General features: G+C 50.0%; 22 protein-coding genes. 7 read left to right on the top strand and 15 right to left on the bottom strand.

Annotated elements, in window-relative coordinates:
- Genes queC through queE form a run of 3 tightly spaced genes read left to right on the top strand, consistent with a single transcriptional unit; the run spans position 1 to position 1,786 of the window.
- The gene (gene queC / locus AB9R92_RS01575; protein WP_370667790.1) at positions 1–663 is read left to right on the top strand and encodes a 7-cyano-7-deazaguanine synthase QueC; all 663 of its coding nucleotides are present in this window, start codon (positions 1–3) and stop codon (positions 661–663) included.
- Positions 660–1,082 (top strand): 6-carboxytetrahydropterin synthase QueD, encoded by a 423-nt coding sequence (gene queD, locus AB9R92_RS01570; RefSeq protein WP_370667789.1) that lies wholly within the window; start codon positions 660–662, stop codon positions 1,080–1,082. Before queC ends, queD begins: the two co-directional genes overlap by 4 nt.
- Positions 1,079–1,786, top strand: coding sequence for a 7-carboxy-7-deazaguanine synthase QueE (queE, locus tag AB9R92_RS01565; protein ID WP_370667788.1), 708 nt, complete (start codon positions 1,079–1,081; stop codon positions 1,784–1,786). Before queD ends, queE begins: the two co-directional genes overlap by 4 nt.
- Positions 1,787–1,866: 80 nt before the next feature.
- Here queE and AB9R92_RS01560 read toward each other — a convergent pair whose 3' ends face one another.
- From AB9R92_RS01560 to ezrA, 11 genes are all read right to left on the bottom strand, one after another.
- A complete protein-coding gene (locus AB9R92_RS01560; protein ID WP_370667787.1) occupies positions 1,867–2,193 on the bottom strand; it encodes a zinc ribbon domain-containing protein YjdM in 327 nt (108 codons plus the stop codon).
- A 91-nt stretch (positions 2,194–2,284) separates the two neighbouring features.
- Positions 2,285–2,704, bottom strand: a complete 420-nt coding sequence (locus tag AB9R92_RS01555; protein WP_370667786.1) for a universal stress protein — start codon at positions 2,702–2,704, stop codon at positions 2,285–2,287.
- A 122-nt stretch (positions 2,705–2,826) separates the two neighbouring features.
- Positions 2,827–3,750 carry a class I SAM-dependent methyltransferase gene (locus AB9R92_RS01550; protein WP_370667785.1) on the bottom strand — a complete coding sequence of 308 codons (924 nt, stop codon included), beginning with the start codon at positions 3,748–3,750 and terminating at the stop codon, positions 2,827–2,829.
- A gap of 52 nt (positions 3,751–3,802) precedes the next feature.
- The gene (gene tpx, locus AB9R92_RS01545; RefSeq protein ID WP_370667784.1) at positions 3,803–4,309 is read right to left on the bottom strand and encodes a thiol peroxidase; all 507 of its coding nucleotides are present in this window, start codon (positions 4,307–4,309) and stop codon (positions 3,803–3,805) included.
- A gap of 36 nt (positions 4,310–4,345) precedes the next feature.
- A complete protein-coding gene (locus AB9R92_RS01540; RefSeq protein WP_370667783.1) occupies positions 4,346–4,915 on the bottom strand; it encodes an RDD family protein in 570 nt (189 codons plus the stop codon).
- Positions 4,916–4,929: 14 nt separating this feature from the next.
- Complete coding sequence (gene sppA, locus AB9R92_RS01535) at positions 4,930–5,940, bottom strand: signal peptide peptidase SppA (RefSeq protein ID WP_370667810.1); 1,011 nt, start codon at positions 5,938–5,940, stop codon at positions 4,930–4,932.
- Between the two features lie 61 nt (positions 5,941–6,001).
- Positions 6,002–6,934, bottom strand: coding sequence for an EamA family transporter RarD (gene rarD / locus AB9R92_RS01530; RefSeq protein WP_370667809.1), 933 nt, complete (start codon positions 6,932–6,934; stop codon positions 6,002–6,004).
- Between the two features lie 127 nt (positions 6,935–7,061).
- Complete coding sequence (gene mbcS / locus AB9R92_RS01525) at positions 7,062–8,636, bottom strand: acyl-CoA synthetase MbcS (RefSeq protein ID WP_370667782.1); 1,575 nt, start codon at positions 8,634–8,636, stop codon at positions 7,062–7,064.
- A 268-nt stretch (positions 8,637–8,904) separates the two neighbouring features.
- On the bottom strand, positions 8,905–10,107 hold the full coding sequence (gene thiI / locus AB9R92_RS01520) for a tRNA uracil 4-sulfurtransferase ThiI (protein ID WP_370667781.1): 1,203 nt from the start codon (positions 10,105–10,107) through the stop codon (positions 8,905–8,907).
- Positions 10,104–11,216 carry a cysteine desulfurase family protein gene (locus AB9R92_RS01515; protein ID WP_370667780.1) on the bottom strand — a complete coding sequence of 371 codons (1,113 nt, stop codon included), beginning with the start codon at positions 11,214–11,216 and terminating at the stop codon, positions 10,104–10,106. Before AB9R92_RS01515 ends, thiI begins: the two co-directional genes overlap by 4 nt.
- 57 nt (positions 11,217–11,273) lie before the next feature.
- A complete protein-coding gene (gene ezrA, locus AB9R92_RS01510) occupies positions 11,274–12,968 on the bottom strand; it encodes a septation ring formation regulator EzrA (protein WP_370667779.1) in 1,695 nt (564 codons plus the stop codon).
- A 149-nt stretch (positions 12,969–13,117) separates the two neighbouring features.
- Between ezrA and hisJ the strand changes: the two genes are divergently transcribed.
- Positions 13,118–13,918 carry a histidinol-phosphatase HisJ gene (hisJ, locus tag AB9R92_RS01505; protein ID WP_370667778.1) on the top strand — a complete coding sequence of 267 codons (801 nt, stop codon included), beginning with the start codon at positions 13,118–13,120 and terminating at the stop codon, positions 13,916–13,918.
- A 29-nt stretch (positions 13,919–13,947) separates the two neighbouring features.
- Positions 13,948–14,427: a GAF domain-containing protein gene (locus AB9R92_RS01500; RefSeq protein ID WP_370667777.1), complete on the top strand. Its 480-nt coding sequence runs from the start codon at positions 13,948–13,950 to the stop codon at positions 14,425–14,427.
- Between the two features lie 40 nt (positions 14,428–14,467).
- Here AB9R92_RS01500 and megL read toward each other — a convergent pair whose 3' ends face one another.
- Entirely contained in the window at positions 14,468–15,673 is a 1,206-nt protein-coding gene (gene megL / locus AB9R92_RS01495; protein ID WP_370667808.1) for a methionine gamma-lyase, read from the bottom strand.
- A gap of 329 nt (positions 15,674–16,002) precedes the next feature.
- Between megL and rpsD the strand changes: the two genes are divergently transcribed.
- Positions 16,003–16,605 (top strand): 30S ribosomal protein S4, encoded by a 603-nt coding sequence (gene rpsD / locus AB9R92_RS01490; protein ID WP_058381113.1) that lies wholly within the window; start codon positions 16,003–16,005, stop codon positions 16,603–16,605.
- 55 nt (positions 16,606–16,660) lie between these two features.
- Here rpsD and AB9R92_RS01485 read toward each other — a convergent pair whose 3' ends face one another.
- On the bottom strand, positions 16,661–17,218 hold the full coding sequence (locus AB9R92_RS01485) for a chloramphenicol phosphotransferase CPT family protein (RefSeq protein WP_370667776.1): 558 nt from the start codon (positions 17,216–17,218) through the stop codon (positions 16,661–16,663).
- Between the two features lie 169 nt (positions 17,219–17,387).
- Here AB9R92_RS01485 and AB9R92_RS01480 point away from each other — a divergent pair, with 169 nt between their 5' ends.
- Entirely contained in the window at positions 17,388–18,200 is an 813-nt protein-coding gene (locus AB9R92_RS01480; protein WP_370667775.1) for a cobalamin-binding protein, read from the top strand.
- A gap of 61 nt (positions 18,201–18,261) precedes the next feature.
- On the opposite strand, the gene AB9R92_RS01475 is transcribed toward AB9R92_RS01480, so the two are convergent.
- Positions 18,262–18,810 (bottom strand): general stress protein, encoded by a 549-nt coding sequence (locus tag AB9R92_RS01475; RefSeq protein WP_370667774.1) that lies wholly within the window; start codon positions 18,808–18,810, stop codon positions 18,262–18,264.
- 130 nt (positions 18,811–18,940) lie between these two features.
- Positions 18,941–20,206 (bottom strand): tyrosine--tRNA ligase, encoded by a 1,266-nt coding sequence (gene tyrS / locus AB9R92_RS01470; protein ID WP_370667773.1) that lies wholly within the window; start codon positions 20,204–20,206, stop codon positions 18,941–18,943.
- Positions 20,207–20,549 lie beyond the last annotated feature (343 nt).

Raw genomic sequence — 20,549 nt, 5'->3', positions numbered from 1 at the left:
ATGAAAAATGAAAAAGCAGTCGTGGTCTTCAGCGGCGGGCAAGACAGCACCACTTGCCTATTTTGGGCGCTCGAACAATTCAGCGAAGTGAAGGCCGTCACTTTCGATTACGGCCAGCGCCACTCCCAGGAAATCGACCACGCAAAACACATCGCCGAGACGCTCGGCGTACCATTGCAAGTGCTCGATATGGGGCTCATCAATCAATTATCCGCCAACGCTTTGACACGCGATTCGATCGAAGTGGAAGAACAACAGGACGGCCCGCCTTCCACATTCGTTCCCGGGCGCAATTTATTGTTCCTGTCTTTTGCCGCGATTTACGCCGATGCATTCGGCGCACGCCATCTCGTGACCGGTGTTAGCGAGACGGATTTCAGCGGCTATCCGGATTGCCGGGATACGTTTATCCGTTCGCTCAATGTCAGCCTCAACTTATCGATGGACAAGCAATTCGTCATCCACACCCCGCTCATGTGGCTTGATAAAGCAGGTGTCTGGGAATTGTCCGACGAACTCGGCGCATTCGATTTCGTCCAGACCGAAACCTTGACCTGCTACCACGGCATTCCGGCAGCAGGCTGCGGCACATGCCCGTCTTGTGTGCTGCGAAATGAAGGCTTGCAGACGTATTTGTCCCACAAGGCAGGTGCGAAATCTTGATGCAGCAATTCTATCCTTCTGTCCCGCATCCTTATAGCTTCGAATTGAATAAAGATATGCATTTTTCCGCGGCGCATTATATTCCTGCCGAGGAAGCGGGCAAATGCGCGAAAATGCATGGCCATACCTATCATTTGAATATTACGATTGCCGGCGACCGATTGAATGGCACCGGTTTTCTCATCGATTTTAAACAATTGAAAGACCTGATCCACAAACGCTACGATCACAGCGTCTTGAATGACCATCCGGAATTTGCTGACACGTTCCCGACAACCGAACAGCTCGCACAGCAAATACACAAGCTGATCCAGGACACACTCGACCGTTCGGACAACCAGCCGACATGCATTCAAGTCATCGTCCGGGAAACCCCGACAAGCTATGTCGTCTACCGGCCGAAAGAGGTGTCTTCATGAAGATTCCCGTGATGGAAGTATTCGGCCCGACGATCCAAGGCGAAGGCATGGTCATGGGCCAGAAAACGATGTTCGTCCGGACCGCTGGCTGCGACTATTCCTGTTCATGGTGCGATTCCAAATTCACTTGGGACGGTACCGGAAAAAGCGTCATGATGACCGCAGATGACATTGCCCAGCAGCTTGAAGAGCTCGGAAACGACGCTTTTTCACACGTCACCATTTCCGGAGGCAACCCCGCACTTCATAAAGGCATCGCGGAATTGGTCGCATTATGCCAAGGAAAAGGATGGCGCACAGCTGTCGAAACGCAAGGCAGCATCTGGCAGGATTGGCTCTTGGAAATCGATGAAGTCACCGTCTCCCCGAAGCCTCCGAGTTCTGGCATGATTTTGGACTACTCCAAGCTGGATGCAATGCTTGGCAAACTGTCGTCAGCTCAAGCCAGCCTGAAAGTTGTCATTTTTGATGATTCCGATTTCTTTTTCGCAGAACAGCTTCATCTGCGCTATCCGTCCTTCCCGTTCTTTTTGCAAGTCGGCAATGACGACACCCAGACGGCCGACGACGAAAAACTGGTCCAACATCTGCTCTCGCGCTACCAATGGCTGATCGATAGGCATTTATCGTCCGTCCCTCTCAACGACGCAAAAGTGCTGCCGCAGCTCCACACACTGTTATGGGGCAATAAGCGCGGCGTATAAATGGCAAAAAAAACCGGCCATTCCGCCAATAACTGGGGAATGGCCGGTTTTTCTATTGGATTCCTACAATATTCAAAGGCTCACGCTTTTTTCACAAATTCCGATTTCAGCTGCATCGCGCCGAAGCCATCGATCTTGCAATCGATATTATGGTCTCCGTCCACGAGCCGGATGCTTTTGACTTTCGTTCCGATTTTTAAAGTATTGGAACTGCCTTTCACTTTTAAATCCTTGATGACCGTAACAGCGTCCCCGTCCTGCAAAATATTCCCGACGGCATCGCGCACTTCTTCTTGCTGTTGTTCAGCCGGGTCCCATTCATGTGTACATTCCGGGCAGACCACCATTCCCGCATCTTCATACGTATACTCAGAACCGCATATCGGGCAATTCGGCAACTCCATCATCGATCTACTCATCTCCCATAATTCACGATGCTTCTTGCACCGACAGATATCTACAGTATACCAAAGCCTTGCGCGGCACGGTGGTCAATTTTCACTTGACCACCAGAACCGGGCATTCTGCGTGATTGACGACTTTATGGCTGACACTGCCGAGCATCACTTCGCGGATCGGCGACAACCCGCGGCTGCCGAGGACTACAAGATCATACGCCTTTTCCTTGGTCATCTTGACGATAGCAGGGCCCGGAATGCCATGCAGCACTTCAACATGATGAAATATTTTCTCCCTATCGAGCATTTCGGTTACCGGCTGGATTTTCTTCCGCCTGGCCAGATCGAATTCCATCGCCGATGCGTCATGGATTACTTCATTCTCATCTTCCTTATAGTCGGAAACATAGACAACCGTCACTTCCGCCCCATCGACCAAACTGGCAATCTTCATTGCTTCTCTGGCTGCACGGATCGAGTTTTCCGAACCGTCGACTGCCAATAAGATTTGCTGATACATACTCCCACTCCTTTCAAGCTGATCGGTCTCCTGTCTCTTTACGCTATTCGCCGTTAGCTTGAAAGTTCCTGCCTTTTCACAGAAACCAAAAAACCGGCCCTTTTTAAAAGGGCCGGTTGTTGTCATGCTTTGTTTTCTTTGAACCATCCGTTGACTTGCGTGAAAAATTTCGCCATCGTTTCAGGCTTCGACATATTCGGGACACGCGCAAGAAGCACTTCTTTCGGCGCTTTCAATCCGTCTTGTTTCTTTTGCAACACCAAAACGGCTTTGGCATGCTGGGCATTTTTGAAGATGTTCTCCGGCAGTTCCATCACCGCCTGTATGTGGGCCTGCTGTTTCAGGAAGCTGTGCAATTGCCCGGCAAGCGGCGACTCGAAGATATTCCGAGGAATGACAAAGAACAAATAGCCGCCTTCTTTTGTATGCTTCAAGGATTGCTCGATAAACAAGTGATGGGCATAGGACATGCCTTCTTCCGCTTTTAATTCGTAATTCGAGGCAGTCGCTTCGTCCGGGTAATAACCGACCGGCAAATCGGAAACGACGCAATCGACCGGATCGATCAATAGCGGCTGCAGGGCATCCTGCAAATAAAACCTTACCGGCTGTTCGATCAAATTGCCTATGTTCGAAGCCAGGCGGATCAACAGGTCGTCCAGTTCGACGGCTGTGCCGCTCATACGCCCGTCCAGATAATTCATCACCGTAAATAAAAGATTGCCTGTACCCGCTGCCGGGTCGAGAACCGTCGCCTGCTTTTCCTTGACGAATAGCTCCACCAGATAGCCGATCAACAAGCCAAGGGCATCCGGCGTCATTTGGTGATGGGGCTGGACATGCTCTTTCATGCCTTTCAAGATCGACAACTGGATCGCTTTTCGCATATCTTCTTTCGTTGCGCCTTGTGCGATAGGCAATTGCCCGTCCAGCCAGCGTTCGGTTGTCGTGAGCAAACTTTCCAGATAGGAAGTTTCTTCCTGTTTTTGGATCGATACGGTTTCGTTGTCGATCGCCGTAAAAATGGTTTCCATCGATGAATTCATAAATCTCCGTCCTCAATAAGGAAACCCACTCGGCTAGAGTGGGTTCCTGGTATTAGTTTGTCAGCTCTTTTACTGCTGCTAGTGCTTTGTCGTAATCCGGGTGGTCGGTGCCTTCTGCCACATATTCCACATAACTAACTTTCCCGTCTTTGTCGACAACGAAAATGGAACGTGCCAACAAGCGCAGCTCCTGCATCGTCAAGCCGTACGCTTCACCAAACGAAAGATCGCGGTGGTCGGACAAAGTCGTGATCGATTCGACACCGTTGATTTCTGTCCAGCGCTTTTGCGCAAATGGCAAGTCGCAGGAAACCGTCAGCACTTCGACGTCTTCTCCAAGAGATGCCGCTTCTTCGCTGAAACGTTTTGTCTGGTCGGAACAAACTCCTGTATCGAGTGATGGAACAACACTGACCAAAAGCACTTTGCCTTTAAAATCATGCAGGGTTTTCGGTTCCAGGCTGTTCGATAACGCCGTGAAATCCGGTGCCTCGTCGCCCACTTTCACTTCATTGCCTGGCAATGTTACAGGGTTTTGCTTGAATGTGATTTGTACCAAATTGCAACGCCTCCCTTTCAGATTACCTTTATCATACTAAATGGTTTCACTCTCTTGCAACCGAGACCCTTCCAGCCGTTTTCTCGCCATCTGCTGTTTGCGATAGGCTTCCTCATGCACAACGGTCGTATCCGCGATGAAATCATGCACGCCTTGCTTCAAAGGCGTGAAGCCGACAATCCAGTACAAAGGCAAGATTGTCACCGAAATAAAGCGGCCGATCCATTCGCGGAACAATAAAGTGGACCAGGATAAACGCTCCGTTTTCAGCGAAACGACCCGCAAGCCGAAAATCATCTTGCCGACCGTTTGCGCGAAAAATTTGGTCATCAGCACAAAATAGCCGTAAAAGACAATGGCTGTCAAAATCGCATAAGGCGCATACCATGCCGTTTCAGCCGTGTCCCAGCCAAATAACGCAAAAACGGGACGGATCAAGATAGAAGAAACTGCCGAAATAACCAGGACATCGATCAAATACGCCCAAAAGCGCATCCAGAAACCAGCCGGCTTGCGTTCGTAGAACAGGACTTTATCGTTTTCCGGCCGGGCCGGCGGAGTTGCAGCCGCTTGCTCCACCGCATCATTATTGACGTGATCAGTCATGCTTCTCCACCTCCTTAATTTTCACCGTAAAGATACATCATGCGCGGCCCGCTATTTTGGGACAGCATATCCGAGATGAACTTCGTTTCCATATCCATGCCAAAGAGTGAGCCAGCCTTCATCGCAAATAGTGAAGACCAGTTATCGCCAGCACCGTATTCAAAGACTTCGCCATCCGCTAGATCGAAATCATCGCGCATCGCTTGGATAACGTCTTCTGCAAATCCGAAATCATCAGCAAGGTTCGCTTCTACTGCTTGGCGGCCGTTCATGATGCGCCCATCTGCGTATTCCTTCACTTCCGCTTCCGTCATATCGCGCCCTTCTTCGATAACATCGACAAATTGCTCATAAGAACTGTCGAGCATGTCTTGCAAAAGCGCCCGTTCTTCTTCTGTCATTTCACGTGTCGGGCTCATGATGTCTTTGTATGGCCCTGATTTGATGGTGACAAAATCCACGCCGTAGCGTTCTGCCAATTCTCCATAATTGACGCTTTGCATGATGACGCCGATCGACCCTGTCAAAGTTTCTTCACTGACAAAGATCTTTTCAGCTGGGGCGGCAATATAATAACCGCCTGATGCAGCCATCGCTCCCATTGAAACATAGAGCGGCTTGCCGGTTTCTTCCTGGATTTCCTTAATCTTGTCGTGGATCTGCGCGGACTCGACGACCCCTCCACCAGGGGAGTTGACTTGCAAGACGACGCCTTTGACGCTGCTGTCTTCTTTAACTGCTTGCAATTGTTCCATGAACAAATCATGGTTATAGCCGGCAGCGGCAAAAACGGAAGATTCTCCTGTATCCTGGATCGCCCCGTCCACATTCAATACGGCAATGCGGTTGGATGCATCGCCCGGTTCAACCACCTGTTCGCTCAAGGCTGTTTGTTCCATTCCCGTCCAATCATCAAATCCTGAAGTGAAATCCGACTGCAGCACCGTGAACGCCGAGTTTATGACCAGAGATATTACCAGCAACGCAGCAGCGGCGACTAAAGCAATCCATCGTTTTGTGTTCATCATGTTTCAGTTCCCTCCTTAAGTATTCCATTTAACTATACGGCACAGCATTCAATATGTTTCACTTTCCGCTAAATTCGGCACCAACTATATGGCGGTTTTTTCTCATCCGCCTTGCTTCCATTATTTTCGAGCCGGTGAACAAGATCAAGGCGCTCCAGATAAACGAGAAGGAAATGACCGACACCAAGCCGAACTCCTCACCGTAGAGGAAAACGCCAATCAACAGCATTAAGCTCGGGGCAATATACTGAAGGAAGCCGATCATATACAACGGAATGAGCGGCGCTCCCATGGCAAATAATAACAGCGGCAAGGCGGTCAGAAAACCGCTAAGGATGACGAGCAAATCAGTCGATACGCCGCTGTGCCAAAATGCCGCGCGGTCGATCGAAAACAAATAGACATAATAAGCAGTCGCAAACGGCAGCACGAAAAGCGTCTCGATCGCAAGGCCCCTGAGCGCATTCAATTGAATGGTCTTTTTGATCAACCCGTAGAACGCAAAGCTGAACGCCATGCCAAGCGCGAGCCAAGGCAAAGTCCCATAGGAAATCGTGATGACCGACACGCCGATTGCGGCAAGCACGAACGCAATCTTTACGGCTGGTGACAGCTTTTCCTTTAAAAAGAACGAGCCGAGCAAAACGGAAATCAGCGGGTTGATGTAATAGCCGAGGCTCGTTTCGACGATCCGGTCGTTGGTCACGGCATAAATATAGAAAAACCAGTTGGCCGAAATCAGGAACGAAGCAAGCATAAGCAGGAAGAAAGTTTTCTTCGATTTCCATAAAGACCTGACATCTTCCATAAACCGCTTGCCGCCTCCTGTCAGCACGATAAAGCCGAGCGTCAGCCAAAACGCCCAAAAAATACGGCCGGCCAATAATTCATCGGCAGGCACATGGTCGACTTGCTTCCAGAATATCGGAAGGAATCCCCATATTGTATAGGTTAAAATCGTCAATAATGTTCCTTTTTTCTCTTCACTCATCTTCGCATCGCGCACCATTCCTAAAGTATTTTTATTCACGAAATAATAGACCCATTATATGCCTGCCCTAATGGAAAGTAAATACAGCAAAAGCCCCCGGTATGAGCGGGGGCTTTTGGATAACTTATTACTTTTTTGCGCTTTCGGCTTGCCGCAGTTCGACACGGCGGATCTTTCCGGATGCGGTTTTCGGCAACTCCGTACGGAACTCGATTGCACGCGGATATTTGTATGGTGCCGTCAATTCCTTGACGTGGTTCTGAAGTTCCGTGATGAGCTCTTCTCCGCCATCATTGCCTTCAGTCAAGACGACGAACGCCTTGACGATCGTCCCGCGGATTTCATCCGGCGAACCCACGACGGCGCATTCCTGGACGGCAGGATGCTTGACGAGCGCATCTTCCACTTCGAACGGCCCGATTGTATAGCCGGAGGAAATGATGATGTCATCACCGCGCCCTTCAAACCAGAAAAAACCGTCTTCATCTTTTGACGCTTTGTCGCCCGTGACATAATAATCGCCGCGGAACTGCATTTGCGTCCGCTCCGCGTCTTTGAAATATTCCTTAAAGAGCGCCGGCGTCTCGACGTGCACAGCGATGTCCCCGACTTCTCCAACTGCACAAGGTTCGCCGTTATCGTCGATGATTTCCACCCGGTTGCCCGGCGTCGGTTTGCCCATCGAGCCTGTGCGCCCTTTTGTGCCTTTCATCGTGCCGACAAGCAATGTGTTTTCGGTCTGCCCATAGCCGTCGCGCACATCCAACTCGAAATGCTTGCGGAACACATCGATCACTTCAGCATTCAACGGCTCACCTGCCGACACGGCACTGTGAAGCGCGCTTAAATCGTATTTCGCCAAATCTTTCTGCTTTGCCATCAGGCGGTATTCCGTCGGCGTGCAGCACAGCACGTTGATTTTACGCTCTTGCAAAAGCTCCAGGTATACTGCCGGGTCAAATTTGCCGTTGTAGACAAATGCCGTCGCCCCGCTTCCAAGCGTCGCGAGGAACGGGCTCCAAATCCACTTTTGCCAGCCTGGACTCGCCGTCGCCCAAACTAAATCGCCTTTTTCTGCACCGAGCCAATGCTCCGCAGAGGTGCGCAAATGGGCATAAGCCCAGCCGTGGCTGTGGACGACGCCTTTTGGATTTCCGGTCGTCCCCGACGTGTAGGATAGAAACGCCATATCGTCATTCTTGGTCGGTGCCGCGTCGTAACGATCAGAAGCTGAAGCCATTTCGTCCGTCAACGAAATCCAGGAATCCGATCCTTGGCCGATGACGAAATTCGTCAGCCCGTCCATTTTTGCGACTCCCTCGAATTGGCCCAGAAACGGTTCATATGCGATGACCGCTTTGGCTTCGCTATGGTTCAGGCGGTAAGAGATGTCTTTTGCCCGCAGCATTTCAGAACTTGGAATAACAACAAGCCCCGCTTTCAATGCCCCGACATAGACTATGTAGGCTTCGATAAGGCGAGGCACCATGACCAATACGACATCGCCTTTTTCCAGGCCTGCTTTCTCAAAGCTGTTCGCTGCCCGGTTTGCCTGTTGGATCAATTCATCGTATGTAACTTCTTTCTCTTCCCCTTTGTCATTCTCCCAAATGATCGCTTTGCGCCCATCCCCTGTTGCAAAGCGTTCGAATTCCTCCACCAAATTATAATTTTCAGGTGCCAGCAATTGTTCCCGTTTCATTCCAATCTCCCCTTTGCCAATGAACTGATATTATTCTTATATTATTATACAATAGATATTTCATTATTCAAAATAATTATTCAAAACAAACCGGTCATAAATTCAATTGATTTTCTCACTTAACCCTTTTGACAATACTGATTTCTTTCTAAAACCAATACCAATATTTCAAGTGATTGTTCTAATAGAATAACAAATTCACCTCATAACAAAAGCCCGGCGGAGAACAGGATACTTGTACTCCGCCAGGCTTTTCAGTTGGATCAAGTTATAGCAAATCTTCGAAACGCTGTTGTTTGTTTCTCGGGAATTCGATGATCTCGCGCGCTGCCACCGCTTGATCGATCATTTCGTCGAACGACACGAAGCTCTCATAATGCTCCACTTTGTCCGTTTTCGGTTTCGTTTTCGGGTTGGCCGGCGTGAAGATCGTGCAGCAATCCTCATAAGGCCGGATGGAAATGTCGTATGTGCCGATGACTTGTGCCGTTTCGATGATTTCAAGTTTGTCCTGTGCGATCAAGGGGCGCAAAATCGGCGTGTTAGTCACGGCATTAATCGCCTGCAGGCTCTCAAGCGTCTGGCTGGCGACTTGGCCGAGGCTTTCGCCGGTGATGATCGCTTTGGCATCCGTTTTTGCGCGCACCGCATCCGCTATGCGCATCATCATGCGGCGGGTGGATGTCATCGTAATATTATCCGGCACTTGCTTATGGACTTCTTGCTGGATTTCAGTGAACGGGATAATGTGCAAAGTGACGGGGGACCCGAAGCCGCTCAACTTCTCCGCGAGATCGAGCACTTTCTCTTTTGCGCGCTCGGTCGTAAACGGCGGGCTGAAGAAATGGATCAATTCAAGGCGTACCCCGCGCTTCAGCATATGATATCCCGCGACGGGGCTGTCGATTCCGCCTGACAGCATCAATAGCGCCCTGCCGCCTGCGCCGATCGGCAAGCCGGCTGCGCCTTGGATGGTTTCAGCCATCATATAAGCTGCGTCTTGGCGGATTTCGACATTCAAGTCGATGTCCGGGTTTTTCATCGCGACTGTTAACTCAGGTGTATTGCCAAGTACATATCCGCCGATTGTGCGCATGATTTCCGGTTTTTCGTAGGGAAATTCCTTATTCGGCCGTTTGACGGAAACTTTAAAGCTTTTGTCTTTAATGTCCATCTTGCTGACAATCGACAAAGCGGTATGCTTCATATCATCCAATTCCAGGCTGGTCTGTGTTACCGGGCTGAAAGACTGGATGCCGAACACATAAGGCAGGCGAGACAAGATATCTTCCATCCCTTGTTCGTCGTCGCAGAACAGGAACATCCGGTCGCGTTCCGCTTTGATGCGCAATGTCGGCGTGCCTGCGAATAAAGTCTGGATATTATTGCGGAGCCGCGAGATGAACGCTTTTCGGTTGCGGCCTTTTGTCGACAGCTCGCCGTAGCGGATAAGAATTTGGTTGGTTTTCATGATGGTTCGACTCCTTTGATCAATTGATGCGCTTTATGGAAACGTTTCTTCAATTCGATGATGTCTTCGTGGCCGGTCATGGCGCCAAAGCTGAGGCGGATCGTACCGTCCCGATATTCGCGCGGCAAGCCGATCGCTTCAATGACATGGCTTGCCTGCTTGTTCTTGGAAGAACAGGCGCTCGACGTGGAAACGATGACGCCTTGTTGCTGCAATGCGCCGACCAAGGTCTCGCCGCGCACGTCCTTGATCGCCACGGCCAGGATATGCGGGGCGCCGCCGGATGGGCTGACGATGTAAATATCTTTGTAGCCAGAGAAAAAGCTGCGCAATTCCGCATTCCATTCTAGATGATTGGGGTTTGGTGTTGCAAGGCGCAACGCTTTTGCCAGTGCTGCAGCATTTGGAACCGAGACCGTCCCGCTGCGAAGCCCGCCTTCTTGGCCGCCCCCAAACAGGATCGGCTCGAGTTCCCCTTTATTGACGGCCAAGATCCCGCTATTTTTCAACCCATGCAGCTTGTGTGCAGAGATGGTCAATAAATCGGGCATCTCCTGTTCGCCAAGCGGCAGTTTGCCGGCGCCTTGCACGGCATCGACATGAAGCAGCGCGCGGTGGTTGTTAAGTATGCGCCGAATATTCGCAAGCGGATGGATCGTGCCGATTTCGTTATTGACCTGCATCAGGCTCACCAAGATTGTATCTTCCCGAAGCGCCTGCTGCAGCTCAGCGAGATCGATTGCGCCTTTCCGGTCGACTGGAAGCAAGGTGATTTCAAATCCTTCTTTTTTGAGTTGCTTCAGCGGTTCCAAAACCGATGGGTGTTCGGTTTTGCACGAGATGATGTGACGCCCTTTCTCTTGATTGGCAAGAGCCGCGCCGCGAATCGCCAGGTTATTCGCTTCAGTGCCTCCCGATGTGAAGATGATCCGCTCATAGCCGAGCAGCTCCTTGATCTGGCTGCGCGCCGACTCGAGCAAATCTTCCGCTTCATTTCCTAAGCGATGCAGCGAAGCCGGATTTGCGAAATAGCGGCTGCTCGCCTTTAAGTAGGTTTCGAGCACTTGCGGGTCGGGTTCGGTCGTTGCGCTATTATCCAAATAAATCATTGCAATCCCTCCGAAAAGAAAACCACCAGCTCGTTTGCTGGTGGTTTCGTTATTTTCTTAGTCCTTATCTTTTACGAGCACTTCAATGCGTTTCATCGAACCGGGTTCGAAATTCTCGACAGCCGTCGCCGCTTCTTCGAGCGCTTTCGTATAGCGCATTTGGCGGAATGATTCTTCCGCTTCCAAGAGAGAGGCGTGAAGCTGTGGGTTCGTTTTCCGGTAACGGTTTCCGTACTGGATGATGCGTTCCACAAGCAAGACGTTTTCGACCATTTCTTTCGCTTTGATCTCCACGTCCGTAATGCTGGTTTCTGCTTGCTCCATATAATTATCGACTAGCTTCATATTAAGGGGCACTTCGCGGAGCGCGCGCATCGCAACAAACAAATGCTCTTCCGCTTCCTCAAGGCGGACATCCATGTCTTCCGGAATGCCCGGGATGTTCGCTTTATGCAGCATGCGGTCCGTTTCCTGAAGGCGGCGCCTCAATTCTTCCACATGAATGCGGGCTTTGTTCTCCTCGACGCGCAAGTTTTTCAACGCATCGGTAAAGTCCATCTGCGTGGAATCGACGATCGTTAGATCTTCACGGATGTGCATCAATTCGTCCTGAAGGCTTGAATAAGCGGATTGGTCTTCTTCCAATCGGCTCGCCAATAATTCGAAGCGCTTGGCAAGCTGTTCCACTTTTTCCAAGCAAGTCTTCGGAATGGCCGCTTCCTGGTCTGTAATTTTGTAGCTGTGCTGCACATAACGGCTTTCTTCTTCCAATTCCTGGGTGTCGCGTGCCACAACTTGCAGATGGCGTTCCGTCTCCATCAAGTGCTGGTCGATGTAATGCTTTGCCGCTACTTCTTTTTCCAGCAAATCGTACATCGCATCGATGCGGTCTTTGATTTCGTCGACTTGGTTTTTGCTGTCGGCTACTTCGAGTGTTTCCAATTGCTTTTTCAATGCCGCAAGTTCTTGTTCGATTTCGTCAATTTTTTCAGTCAATCCAAGGTGGTTGAGGTAATACGACTGCTCTTCCATCTCTTGCTTGCCTTGGCGCAATTGCGCAAGGTCCTGTGGAATCTTGTCGTCGATTTCCGTCAACATCATCGGGATATCGTCCACCAGCATGAAAGCTTGCGTGCTGTCAGCGGATAAATTGATGACCGTCTCACGCGCTCTAAGGTAATTGCCTTCATCCGTCAGTTGATCGTATTCCTCAAAGCGCTGGACGAATGACTCCAAGCGTTTTTCAAGCGGCCCGGCCGCTGCGCCGTAAGATGACTTGTGCGCGAGCAGGTTTTTTCGTGCGCGGACGTATTTGTCCTGGATCAGATCCATTTCGCTGCGATTTTTCTCTTCACTGCCGATCAACTCATCGAGTTCCGAGAAAATGACTGCGATTTGCTGGTCTGTATCGTCAATTTTTGCTTCGGCTTGCTTTTCGAGTTTGGAAGCTTTCGGGAAATTAAAGCGTTTGATCGATTCTTCTGCGTCATAGAGTGTTGCGTCTATTTTCGGGATGTCGACATCCATGATTTCGGTCCATTTATTGCGCCAGCGTTCGAACATTTCCTCTGTCTGGCCGTTCAAGTTCAATTGTTTCACTTTAGTAAGTTCTTCCATAATTGGTTTCTCTTTTAGTTGCAGTTTCAGTTGTTCCAGGCGCTCGATTTCCGCATTGTGTTTTTTTCGAAACACCATGCCGATGATAAGCAGCGCCAATAGAATGATGACCGCAATGATGATATACTCCATCATAAGTCATTTAGCCCCCTGTTCCAAATACATTACCGGTTACATAAGTATATTCATGATTCTTTTATTTTAACATGTATTCTACTCTTTTGTTTGCCAAATTAGAAGAAAACAGGGAATAATTTTATCAAATTGAAAAGATGGTGAACTTTATGAATAAACGCGACGGCCATATCCACACCCCGTTCTGCCCTCACGGAACCAGCGACCCGTTCCGTGCCTATATCGAAAAAGCGGAAAAAAACGGATTTACGGACATCAGCTTTACTGAGCATGCGCCTTTGCCAGAAGGCTTTACGGATACGACGCCGGATCAAGACAGCGGCATGGAGATGGGCGAATTGCCCGCTTATTTCAAGGCCCTCGATGAGGCGAAAGCGCAAACACCGGGCATGCTGATCCGCAGTGGCCTGGAAGTGGATTTTATCCAAGGCTTTGAACAACAGACAGCCCAATTGCTCGAATATGCCGGGCCTAAACTGGAGGACGCCATCCTGTCGGTCCATTTCCTGCGCTATCGGGACCGCTGGATCTGCTGCGATTTCAGCGCGGAAGTGTTTATGGAGCTTGCCAAAGAGATGGGTTCGGTACAAGCCGTCTACGATCTATATTATGATACGGTCGAAGCTTCGATATTGGCGGACCTTGGCCCCCATAAACCGAAGCGCATCGGCCATCCGACCTTATGCCATAAATTCCAGCACGTCCATAACGAAACCGTCGATGACGATGCGCGCATCCGCAAAGTCCTCAGGATGATAAAAGAACACGGCTACGAACTGGATGTCAATTCCGCGGGAATGTCAAAACCAGGCTGTCTGGAATTCTATCCGCCGGAGCCTTATATCGCGTATGCCCGCGAACTCGGCATCCCGCTCGTCTTCGGCTCGGATGCCCATAGTGCTGAAGGCTTGCACAAATACGCGGATCGCTTTTATACTGAACACTATTAAATAGAAACTATTAGAAATGAGATGATTCCATGTTTGCTACATCTACTTACAGCGGCACACGCGAAGAGCAATACAATTTGCTCAATAAACAACTGGACGCTTTGCTTGCAGGCGAGCCGAACCGCATCGCCAACTTGTCGAACGCCTCAGCACTGCTTGGCCAGTTCCTCGACCGCATCAACTGGGTCGGATTCTATTTGATGGAAGAGGGCGAACTCGTCCTTGGCCCATTCCAGGGAATGCCGGCTTGTGTCCGCATCCCGGTCGGAAAAGGGGTATGCGGCACCGCTATCGACAAAAATGAAACGATGCTCATCGATGATGTCCATGCATTTCCTGGCCATATCGCCTGTGACGCTGCATCGCGCTCGGAGATTGTAGTGCCTCTGTTTAAAAACGGCGAAGCATACGGCGTGCTCGACATCGACAGCCCGGAACTTGCCCGTTTTACGGAAGAAGACCGCATCGGGCTTGAAAAATTTGCAGAAACATTATTGAAGCACATCTAAACACAAAAGATCCCGGCAGACGGTCTGCCGGGATCTTTTTTTAGATTTCCTGCAAATTGGATTTGATTTGAGCGAAAGCCTGCTCAAGGTCAGCCATTAAATCCTCGACGTTCTCAAGCCCGACCGACAAGCGCACAAGTGAATCGCTGATGCCCATCTTTTTCCGCTCTTCCGGAGGGACGACCGCATGCGTCATCGTTGCCGGATGCTGGATTAAGGTTTCGGCATCCCCGAGACTGACGGCAATCTTGATGAGCGACAGGGCATTCAGAAATTCCTGCGCCTGCTTCTTCCCGCCTTCGAGCTCGAATGAGATCAATCCGCCGCCGCGGCGCATCTGGTCTTTGGCAATCGACACTTGCGGGTGCCCGGCATCGAATGGATACAAAATGCGCTTGACCGACTGCTCACCGCGGAGAAAGGCGACAATCTTTTCGGCATTGTCGATATGGCGGTCCATCCGCACATGCAAAGTCTTCAATCCACGGATCAACAGCCAGGCATCGAACGGCGACATGATGCCCCCGAAATCTTTCTGGACAGTCATGCGAATCAACTGCATCTCTTCTGCATCCGCGCCGACCAGCACCCCGCCGATAACATCACCATGGCCGTTCAAGTATTTGGTGGCGCTATGGAGCACAAAATCAGCGCCGAACTCAAGCGGATTCTGCAAATACGGCGAACTGAACGTGTTATCAACGACTACCTTCAACCCATGTTTTTTAGCGGCCGTTTCAACCGCACGCAAATTGACCAATTCCATGGTCGGATTGATTGGCGTTTCGACATAAATCACTTTCGTCTCCGGCCGGATCGCCTGTTCAATCTGTTCTTCCGTCGTCATCGCAATGAGTGAATGCGTAATGCCGTATTTTTCCTCCATGATTTCCAGTAAACCGAATGTGCACCCATAGATTCCGCGTGAACACAGCACGTGGTCGCCTGCTTTTGTCAGATGGACAAGGATTGCACTGACAGCGGCCATCCCCGACCCGAACGCCAATGCAGCTTCCCCGCCTTCGATTTCCGCCATGCGCTGTTCCAAGACGCGCACTGTCGGATTGCCGAGACGCGAATAAATATTTCCGTCTTGTTCCCCCGCAAAACGGGCTTCTCCCTGCTCGGCATTCGCGAAAGAATACGTAGATGTTTGATAAAGCGGCGTAGCCAAGCTGTCATGATGCACAGAACTGTCGTAGCCCTCATGGATCACGGCCGTTTCAAACTTGTGCTTTTGTTTCATCATCAATACACCCCTTAAGAAAAATAGAAAGCGCTTACATTTCAACTATCTCCATTTTACTCTGTGTATGATAAAAAGGAAAGCTTCATTTTCCGTGCTATTTGCCAGTTATCCATTGACTGGCCTAACCGCTATCGGTTATACTAGCCTTTGTGTAAAATAATCGCAGCAGTTGTATGTGCGGGTTTGCCCATTTTGTTCCTCTGCGGAGGTGTATCGCGTAACTCTTGGCTGCTGAGCGAAGGTACATGAAAACAAAATGGCTTGCAGCATGAATACATCTGGTTTTTATTTTACTCTAAAAACCAAATTAGAGGAGGAGACTCATTATGTCTCGTTATACAGGTCCAGCATGGAAACTGTCACGTCGCCTTGGAATTTCTTTGAGCGGCACAGGTAAAGAACTCGAAAAACGCCCTTACGCACCAGGTCAACACGGTGCTAACCAACGCCGTAAAGTTTCTGAATACGGTTTGCAATTGCAAGAAAAACAAAAACTACGCTTCATGTACGGAGTTAACGAACGCCAGTTCAAAACAATGTTCAACAAAGCTGGTAAAATGGAAGGCAAACACGGCGAGAACTTCATGATCTTGCTTGAAACACGCCTTGACAACGTCGTTTACCGCCTCGGCCTTGCGCGCACTCGCCGCCAAGCCCGCCAATTGGTAAACCACGGCCACATCCTTGTTGATGGCAAACGCGTAGACATCCCGTCTTACGGCGTGAAACCAGGACAAACAATCGCGTTCCGCGAAAAGTCAAACAACCTTGATGTTGTCAACGAAGCGATCGAAGTAAACAGCTTCGTTCCAGAATACGTTTCAATCGACGCTGACAAAAAAGAAGGCACATTCGTCCGTCTCCCAGAGCGCAGCGAATTGTCTGCTGAAATCAACGAACAATTGATCGTTGAGTTCTACTCACGTTAATCGATTGATTAAAAACCCTCCAGGTTCGCCGGGAGGGTTTTTTCATGGTTTTTTACTAACGACTTTCACTCCACCTTTCCCCGAAACTCACCCATCCGGCATTGGCTTTCCTTTCCTTCATTCTGGTGATGATTTTTTCAGCTGCCGCTTCAAGAGAGGTCTCCGTTGTATGGACTTCAATGTCATAACTTTCATTTTGGCAATGGACGAACTTCATTTGAGCCCTGCCCTGTCCTATTGTTCGGTCACCCCTGGCTTTTTCCCGCCTATCGATTTCCTCTGCAGCGCAATGGATGCCGACAAATAACACCGGATAGTCTTTCAATGTGGTGACAAGATGATAAATCGTTTCTTCATCATGAAGGATTTGATCGACAATCAAGTTTACGCCTTTATCCGAAAACAGCTTCACAGTCTCGTGGAAAAATACTTCTGTCGGAATCGGAATCAATTTTTCCGTGTTGCGGTTTTCCATTCTTTCGATAACTAGATCAAAGTCATCGATGCTCAAATGGAAATAATCCTCCAAGTCAGATGCCAATCGCTTCGCTATAGACGATTTTCCTGAGCTGGAAACGCCATTTAATAAAATAATCTTTCCCTTGTTTGTCATTCCTCATCCTCTTTCTTGATCTCACCGGCGCCATATTATGAACTTGCTTCCGGTATCCATTCTATATAATGGATTTTAAACTTTCCGTCAAAAAAGCGCCAGCTTATTCGTTTCGTCGATTCCTCTGCCGGGCTATGCTACACTGTAGCCATATAAAGGAGGCGTCTTTATGCGAATCGTATCCATTTGCCCAAGCAATACCGAATTGCTCGCTTTTTTGAACGCCGATCATTTGCTGGTCGGTGTCGATGATTATTCTGACTGGCCGAAGAGCATTGAACAGCTTCCGCGTCTCGGACCGGACCTATCCATCCGCATGGACGAAGTGGAAGCCCTTGCGCCAGATCTCGTACTGGCATCGCTCAGCGTGCCCGGCATGGAGAAAAACATCGAAGAGCTCGAAAAACGCAAGATACCGCACCTAGTCCTGGACCCGCAATCGCTCAGGGACATCCGCAATGATCTGGAGACGGTCGCAGAAGCTATCCATTTCGACAGCACGCCGGTTCTCGCGGAATACGACGCAGCACTTGCCGAACTGAAAAAACGCGGCGACAGCGCCGCGTCCTCCCCATCCCTGTACTGGGAATGGTGGCCAAAACCCGTGTTCACTCCAGGAGGCGTCAATTGGCTCAGCGAAATCAGCCGGCTAGTCGGCGCCCGCAATTGTTTTGAAGACGAGGAAACCGCAAACATCCAGACAGACTGGGAAGCTGTGAGAGAACGCAATCCAGATTTTATTTTGCTTGCTTGGGTCGGCATCATGACCTCGAAAGTCAAACCGGAACTCGTCTTGAAACGCCCGGACTGGCAATCGATGAAAGCGATCGAACATATCCATGTCATGGAAGAGGCTTTGTTCTGCCGGCCGTCCCCAAGGTTGATTGAAGGAGCCATTAAGCTCGGCCAACTGGTCCATCCACAAGCATTCGCGGATTTCCCGCTCCCTTCTTTCATTAAGGAAAAACAATCGCACGTGTAAATCCAGGACCTAAAAAACCCCGGGGCGCTATTTAAGCGCCCCGGGGTTTTTGGGTCTCAAATCATAGCCGGTCGCGTCCCGGCCCGGCATCTCCGCGAATATTCGTTGAGCGCTCTGTGCCGACCAACGGATCATCATTTCCTGTAAACCGCTCCACATCATTGCGGTCGGGTTGCTTCGTTTCATCCTCTTCCACTAGCACGAGAATGTTCCCTTCTTTGAACTGCTCTTCGTAGCTTTTGGCTTCGTCTTCAGGAACGCCGAGGCCGATCAAGGCACCGGCAATCCCGCCGACGCCCGCTCCCGCCGCTGCGCCTGCAAGACCTGCTGCGATCGGACCGGCTGCAACGATCGGGCCGATTCCTGGAATCGCTAGCGCGCCGAGCCCGGCCAAGACACCGCCGAGCCCCCCGAGCGCACCGCCAGTAGCAGCGCCGGCAGCGGCTCCTTCACCGGCCTGTGTTCCGGTTTCTTCCGTTACACGCTCCACGTCTCTTTTATCTTTGCTGAGAACCGAAATATCTTCATCCCGATAGCCTTGTCGTTGAAGATCTTCTATGACTTCCACTGCTTCCATTTCCGTACCGTATGATCCGACAACACGTGACATATTATTCGTCCTCCATTTCGTGTATTGAAATCCTGTTCATCTCTCTAGTGATTGTGTTTCCCCGGCGCAGCGGCGTTAAACATTCGAACACATGCAAAAAGCCGCTTGCATGTGCAAGCGGCTTTCGGGTTTAGACAAAATGAATCATATGATATTTCTTCTTGCCTCGACGGACGATCGCAAATTCATCATCTAAACGGTCTTTATCATCGACGACGTATTCAAGGTCACGGATTTTCTCGCCGTTGATGGAAATGGCGCCGTTCGTGATATCTTCACGCGCTTGCCGTTTTGAAGGGGATACTTTGCTGTCCACGATCAAGTCGACGATCGGCTTCGCTTGTTTCGGCATCTCGACCGAAGGGACGTCTTTGAAAGCCGCCTTCATTTCGTCGGCGCTCAGACTTTTCAGATCACCGCTGAATAATGCCTTTGTAATACGCTGTGCATCACGAAGCGCTTCTTCCCCGTGGATCAGCTTGGTCATTTCTTCGGCGAGAACGGTTTGCGCTTTTCTGAGATGTGCTTCCGTTTCAACACTTTTCTCAAGCGCTTCGATTTCTTGTCTTTCGATGAACGTGAAAATCTTCAAGTATTTCACGACATCCGCATCCGCCGTGTTGATCCAGAACTGGTAAAATTCGTAAGGCGAAGTCTTTTTCGCATCGAGCCAGACTGCGCCGCCCGCCGTCTTGCCGAATTTCGTTCCGTCCGCTTTCGTCACAAGCGGTATGGTGATGCCGAACGCTTTCGCTTCTTCTTCGTGTGTCTTGCGGATTACTTCAAGGCCTGATGTGATATTGCCCCATTGGTCCGATCCGCCGATCTGCACACGGCAATTGTATTCATTATACAGATGGTTGAAATCGATCGCCTGGATCAATGTGTAGGAGAATTCGGTGAACGAAATCCCACCCTCGAGACGCGAGGCCACCGAATCTTTCGCCAGCATGTAATTGACGGAAATCAATTTGCCGAAATCACGCAGGAATTCGATGACGCTCATGCCGCCGATCCAGTCGCGGTTGTTGACCATTTTTGCCCCGTTTTCCGTCTGGAAATCAAAAATCTGTTCCATTTGCTTTTTGATCGAGTCGACATTGCGGTCAATCTGTTCCGTCGACTGCAATTGGCGTTCCTCATTGCGGCCGGATGGATCCCCGATCATGCCAGTTGCCCCGCCGACAAGCAAGATCGGCCGATGCCCATGAAGCTGGAAACGCCGCAAAGTTAATAACGGGACAATATGCCCGATATGCATGCTGTCAGCTGTTGGGTCGACGCCGCAGTATAATGAAATTTTTTCCCGGTCCAGTACTTCAGCCATTCCTTCTTCGTCTGTTTGCTGGTACAGAAGCCCGCGCCAGTTTAAGTCTTCGATCAATGCATTCGTCATGTAAATTTCCTCCCTTGTTCTGCTTCGCCTGATTGCCGGGTCACAAAAAAGCCCCTGCATGAATTTCATGCAGGGACGCATATGCGCGGTACCACCCAGCTTGGAGGACGCATCCTCCCACTCTAATGTGCCAGACGGGGCACTTCCGCAAACTCCAGGCCTGTAATTCAGCGCATGCATTTTGGCCGGTTCGCACCTTCCACCGGCTCTCTGGTTTCAAAATTGCATGCCCTACTGCGGGCCGTTCTTCGTTTGATTATAAAGATTCTATTATGTAGTGTACTCGAATCCTAAAGATTGTCAATATCTTTCGTTTCAATTATCGGATTATGCTATAATGGAA

Origin of the sequence: Planococcus sp. SSTMD024 (assembly GCF_041320495.1) — a bacterium.
In the GTDB taxonomy this organism is placed as follows: Bacteria; Bacillota; Bacilli; order Bacillales_A; family Planococcaceae; genus Planococcus.
This window is presented reverse-complemented; position numbering and strand designations above follow the sequence as displayed.

What these genes read in the sequence shown, in the direction of transcription:
- queC (WP_370667790.1), top strand. Translation starts at nt 1, where the DNA reads ATGAAAAATGAAAAAGCAGTCGTGGTCTTCAGCGGCGGGCAAGACAGC.
- queE (WP_370667788.1), top strand. Translation starts at nt 1,079, where the DNA reads ATGAAGATTCCCGTGATGGAAGTATTCGGCCCGACGATCCAAGGCGAA.
- AB9R92_RS01560 (WP_370667787.1), bottom strand. Translation starts at nt 2,193, where the DNA reads ATGATGGAGTTGCCGAATTGCCCGATATGCGGTTCTGAGTATACGTAT.
- AB9R92_RS01555 (WP_370667786.1), bottom strand. Translation starts at nt 2,704, where the DNA reads ATGTATCAGCAAATCTTATTGGCAGTCGACGGTTCGGAAAACTCGATC.
- AB9R92_RS01550 (WP_370667785.1), bottom strand. Translation starts at nt 3,750, where the DNA reads ATGAATTCATCGATGGAAACCATTTTTACGGCGATCGACAACGAAACC.
- AB9R92_RS01540 (WP_370667783.1), bottom strand. Translation starts at nt 4,915, where the DNA reads ATGACTGATCACGTCAATAATGATGCGGTGGAGCAAGCGGCTGCAACT.
- sppA (WP_370667810.1), bottom strand. Translation starts at nt 5,940, where the DNA reads ATGAACACAAAACGATGGATTGCTTTAGTCGCCGCTGCTGCGTTGCTG.
- rarD (WP_370667809.1), bottom strand. Translation starts at nt 6,934, where the DNA reads ATGAGTGAAGAGAAAAAAGGAACATTATTGACGATTTTAACCTATACA.
- mbcS (WP_370667782.1), bottom strand. Translation starts at nt 8,636, where the DNA reads ATGAAACGGGAACAATTGCTGGCACCTGAAAATTATAATTTGGTGGAG.
- thiI (WP_370667781.1), bottom strand. Translation starts at nt 10,107, where the DNA reads ATGAAAACCAACCAAATTCTTATCCGCTACGGCGAGCTGTCGACAAAA.
- AB9R92_RS01515 (WP_370667780.1), bottom strand. Translation starts at nt 11,216, where the DNA reads ATGATTTATTTGGATAATAGCGCAACGACCGAACCCGACCCGCAAGTG.
- ezrA (WP_370667779.1), bottom strand. Translation starts at nt 12,968, where the DNA reads ATGATGGAGTATATCATCATTGCGGTCATCATTCTATTGGCGCTGCTT.
- hisJ (WP_370667778.1), top strand. Translation starts at nt 13,118, where the DNA reads ATGAATAAACGCGACGGCCATATCCACACCCCGTTCTGCCCTCACGGA.
- AB9R92_RS01500 (WP_370667777.1), top strand. Translation starts at nt 13,948, where the DNA reads ATGTTTGCTACATCTACTTACAGCGGCACACGCGAAGAGCAATACAAT.
- megL (WP_370667808.1), bottom strand. Translation starts at nt 15,673, where the DNA reads ATGAAACAAAAGCACAAGTTTGAAACGGCCGTGATCCATGAGGGCTAC.
- rpsD (WP_058381113.1), top strand. Translation starts at nt 16,003, where the DNA reads ATGTCTCGTTATACAGGTCCAGCATGGAAACTGTCACGTCGCCTTGGA.
- AB9R92_RS01485 (WP_370667776.1), bottom strand. Translation starts at nt 17,218, where the DNA reads ATGACAAACAAGGGAAAGATTATTTTATTAAATGGCGTTTCCAGCTCA.
- AB9R92_RS01480 (WP_370667775.1), top strand. Translation starts at nt 17,388, where the DNA reads ATGCGAATCGTATCCATTTGCCCAAGCAATACCGAATTGCTCGCTTTT.
- AB9R92_RS01475 (WP_370667774.1), bottom strand. Translation starts at nt 18,810, where the DNA reads ATGTCACGTGTTGTCGGATCATACGGTACGGAAATGGAAGCAGTGGAA.
- tyrS (WP_370667773.1), bottom strand. Translation starts at nt 20,206, where the DNA reads ATGACGAATGCATTGATCGAAGACTTAAACTGGCGCGGGCTTCTGTAC.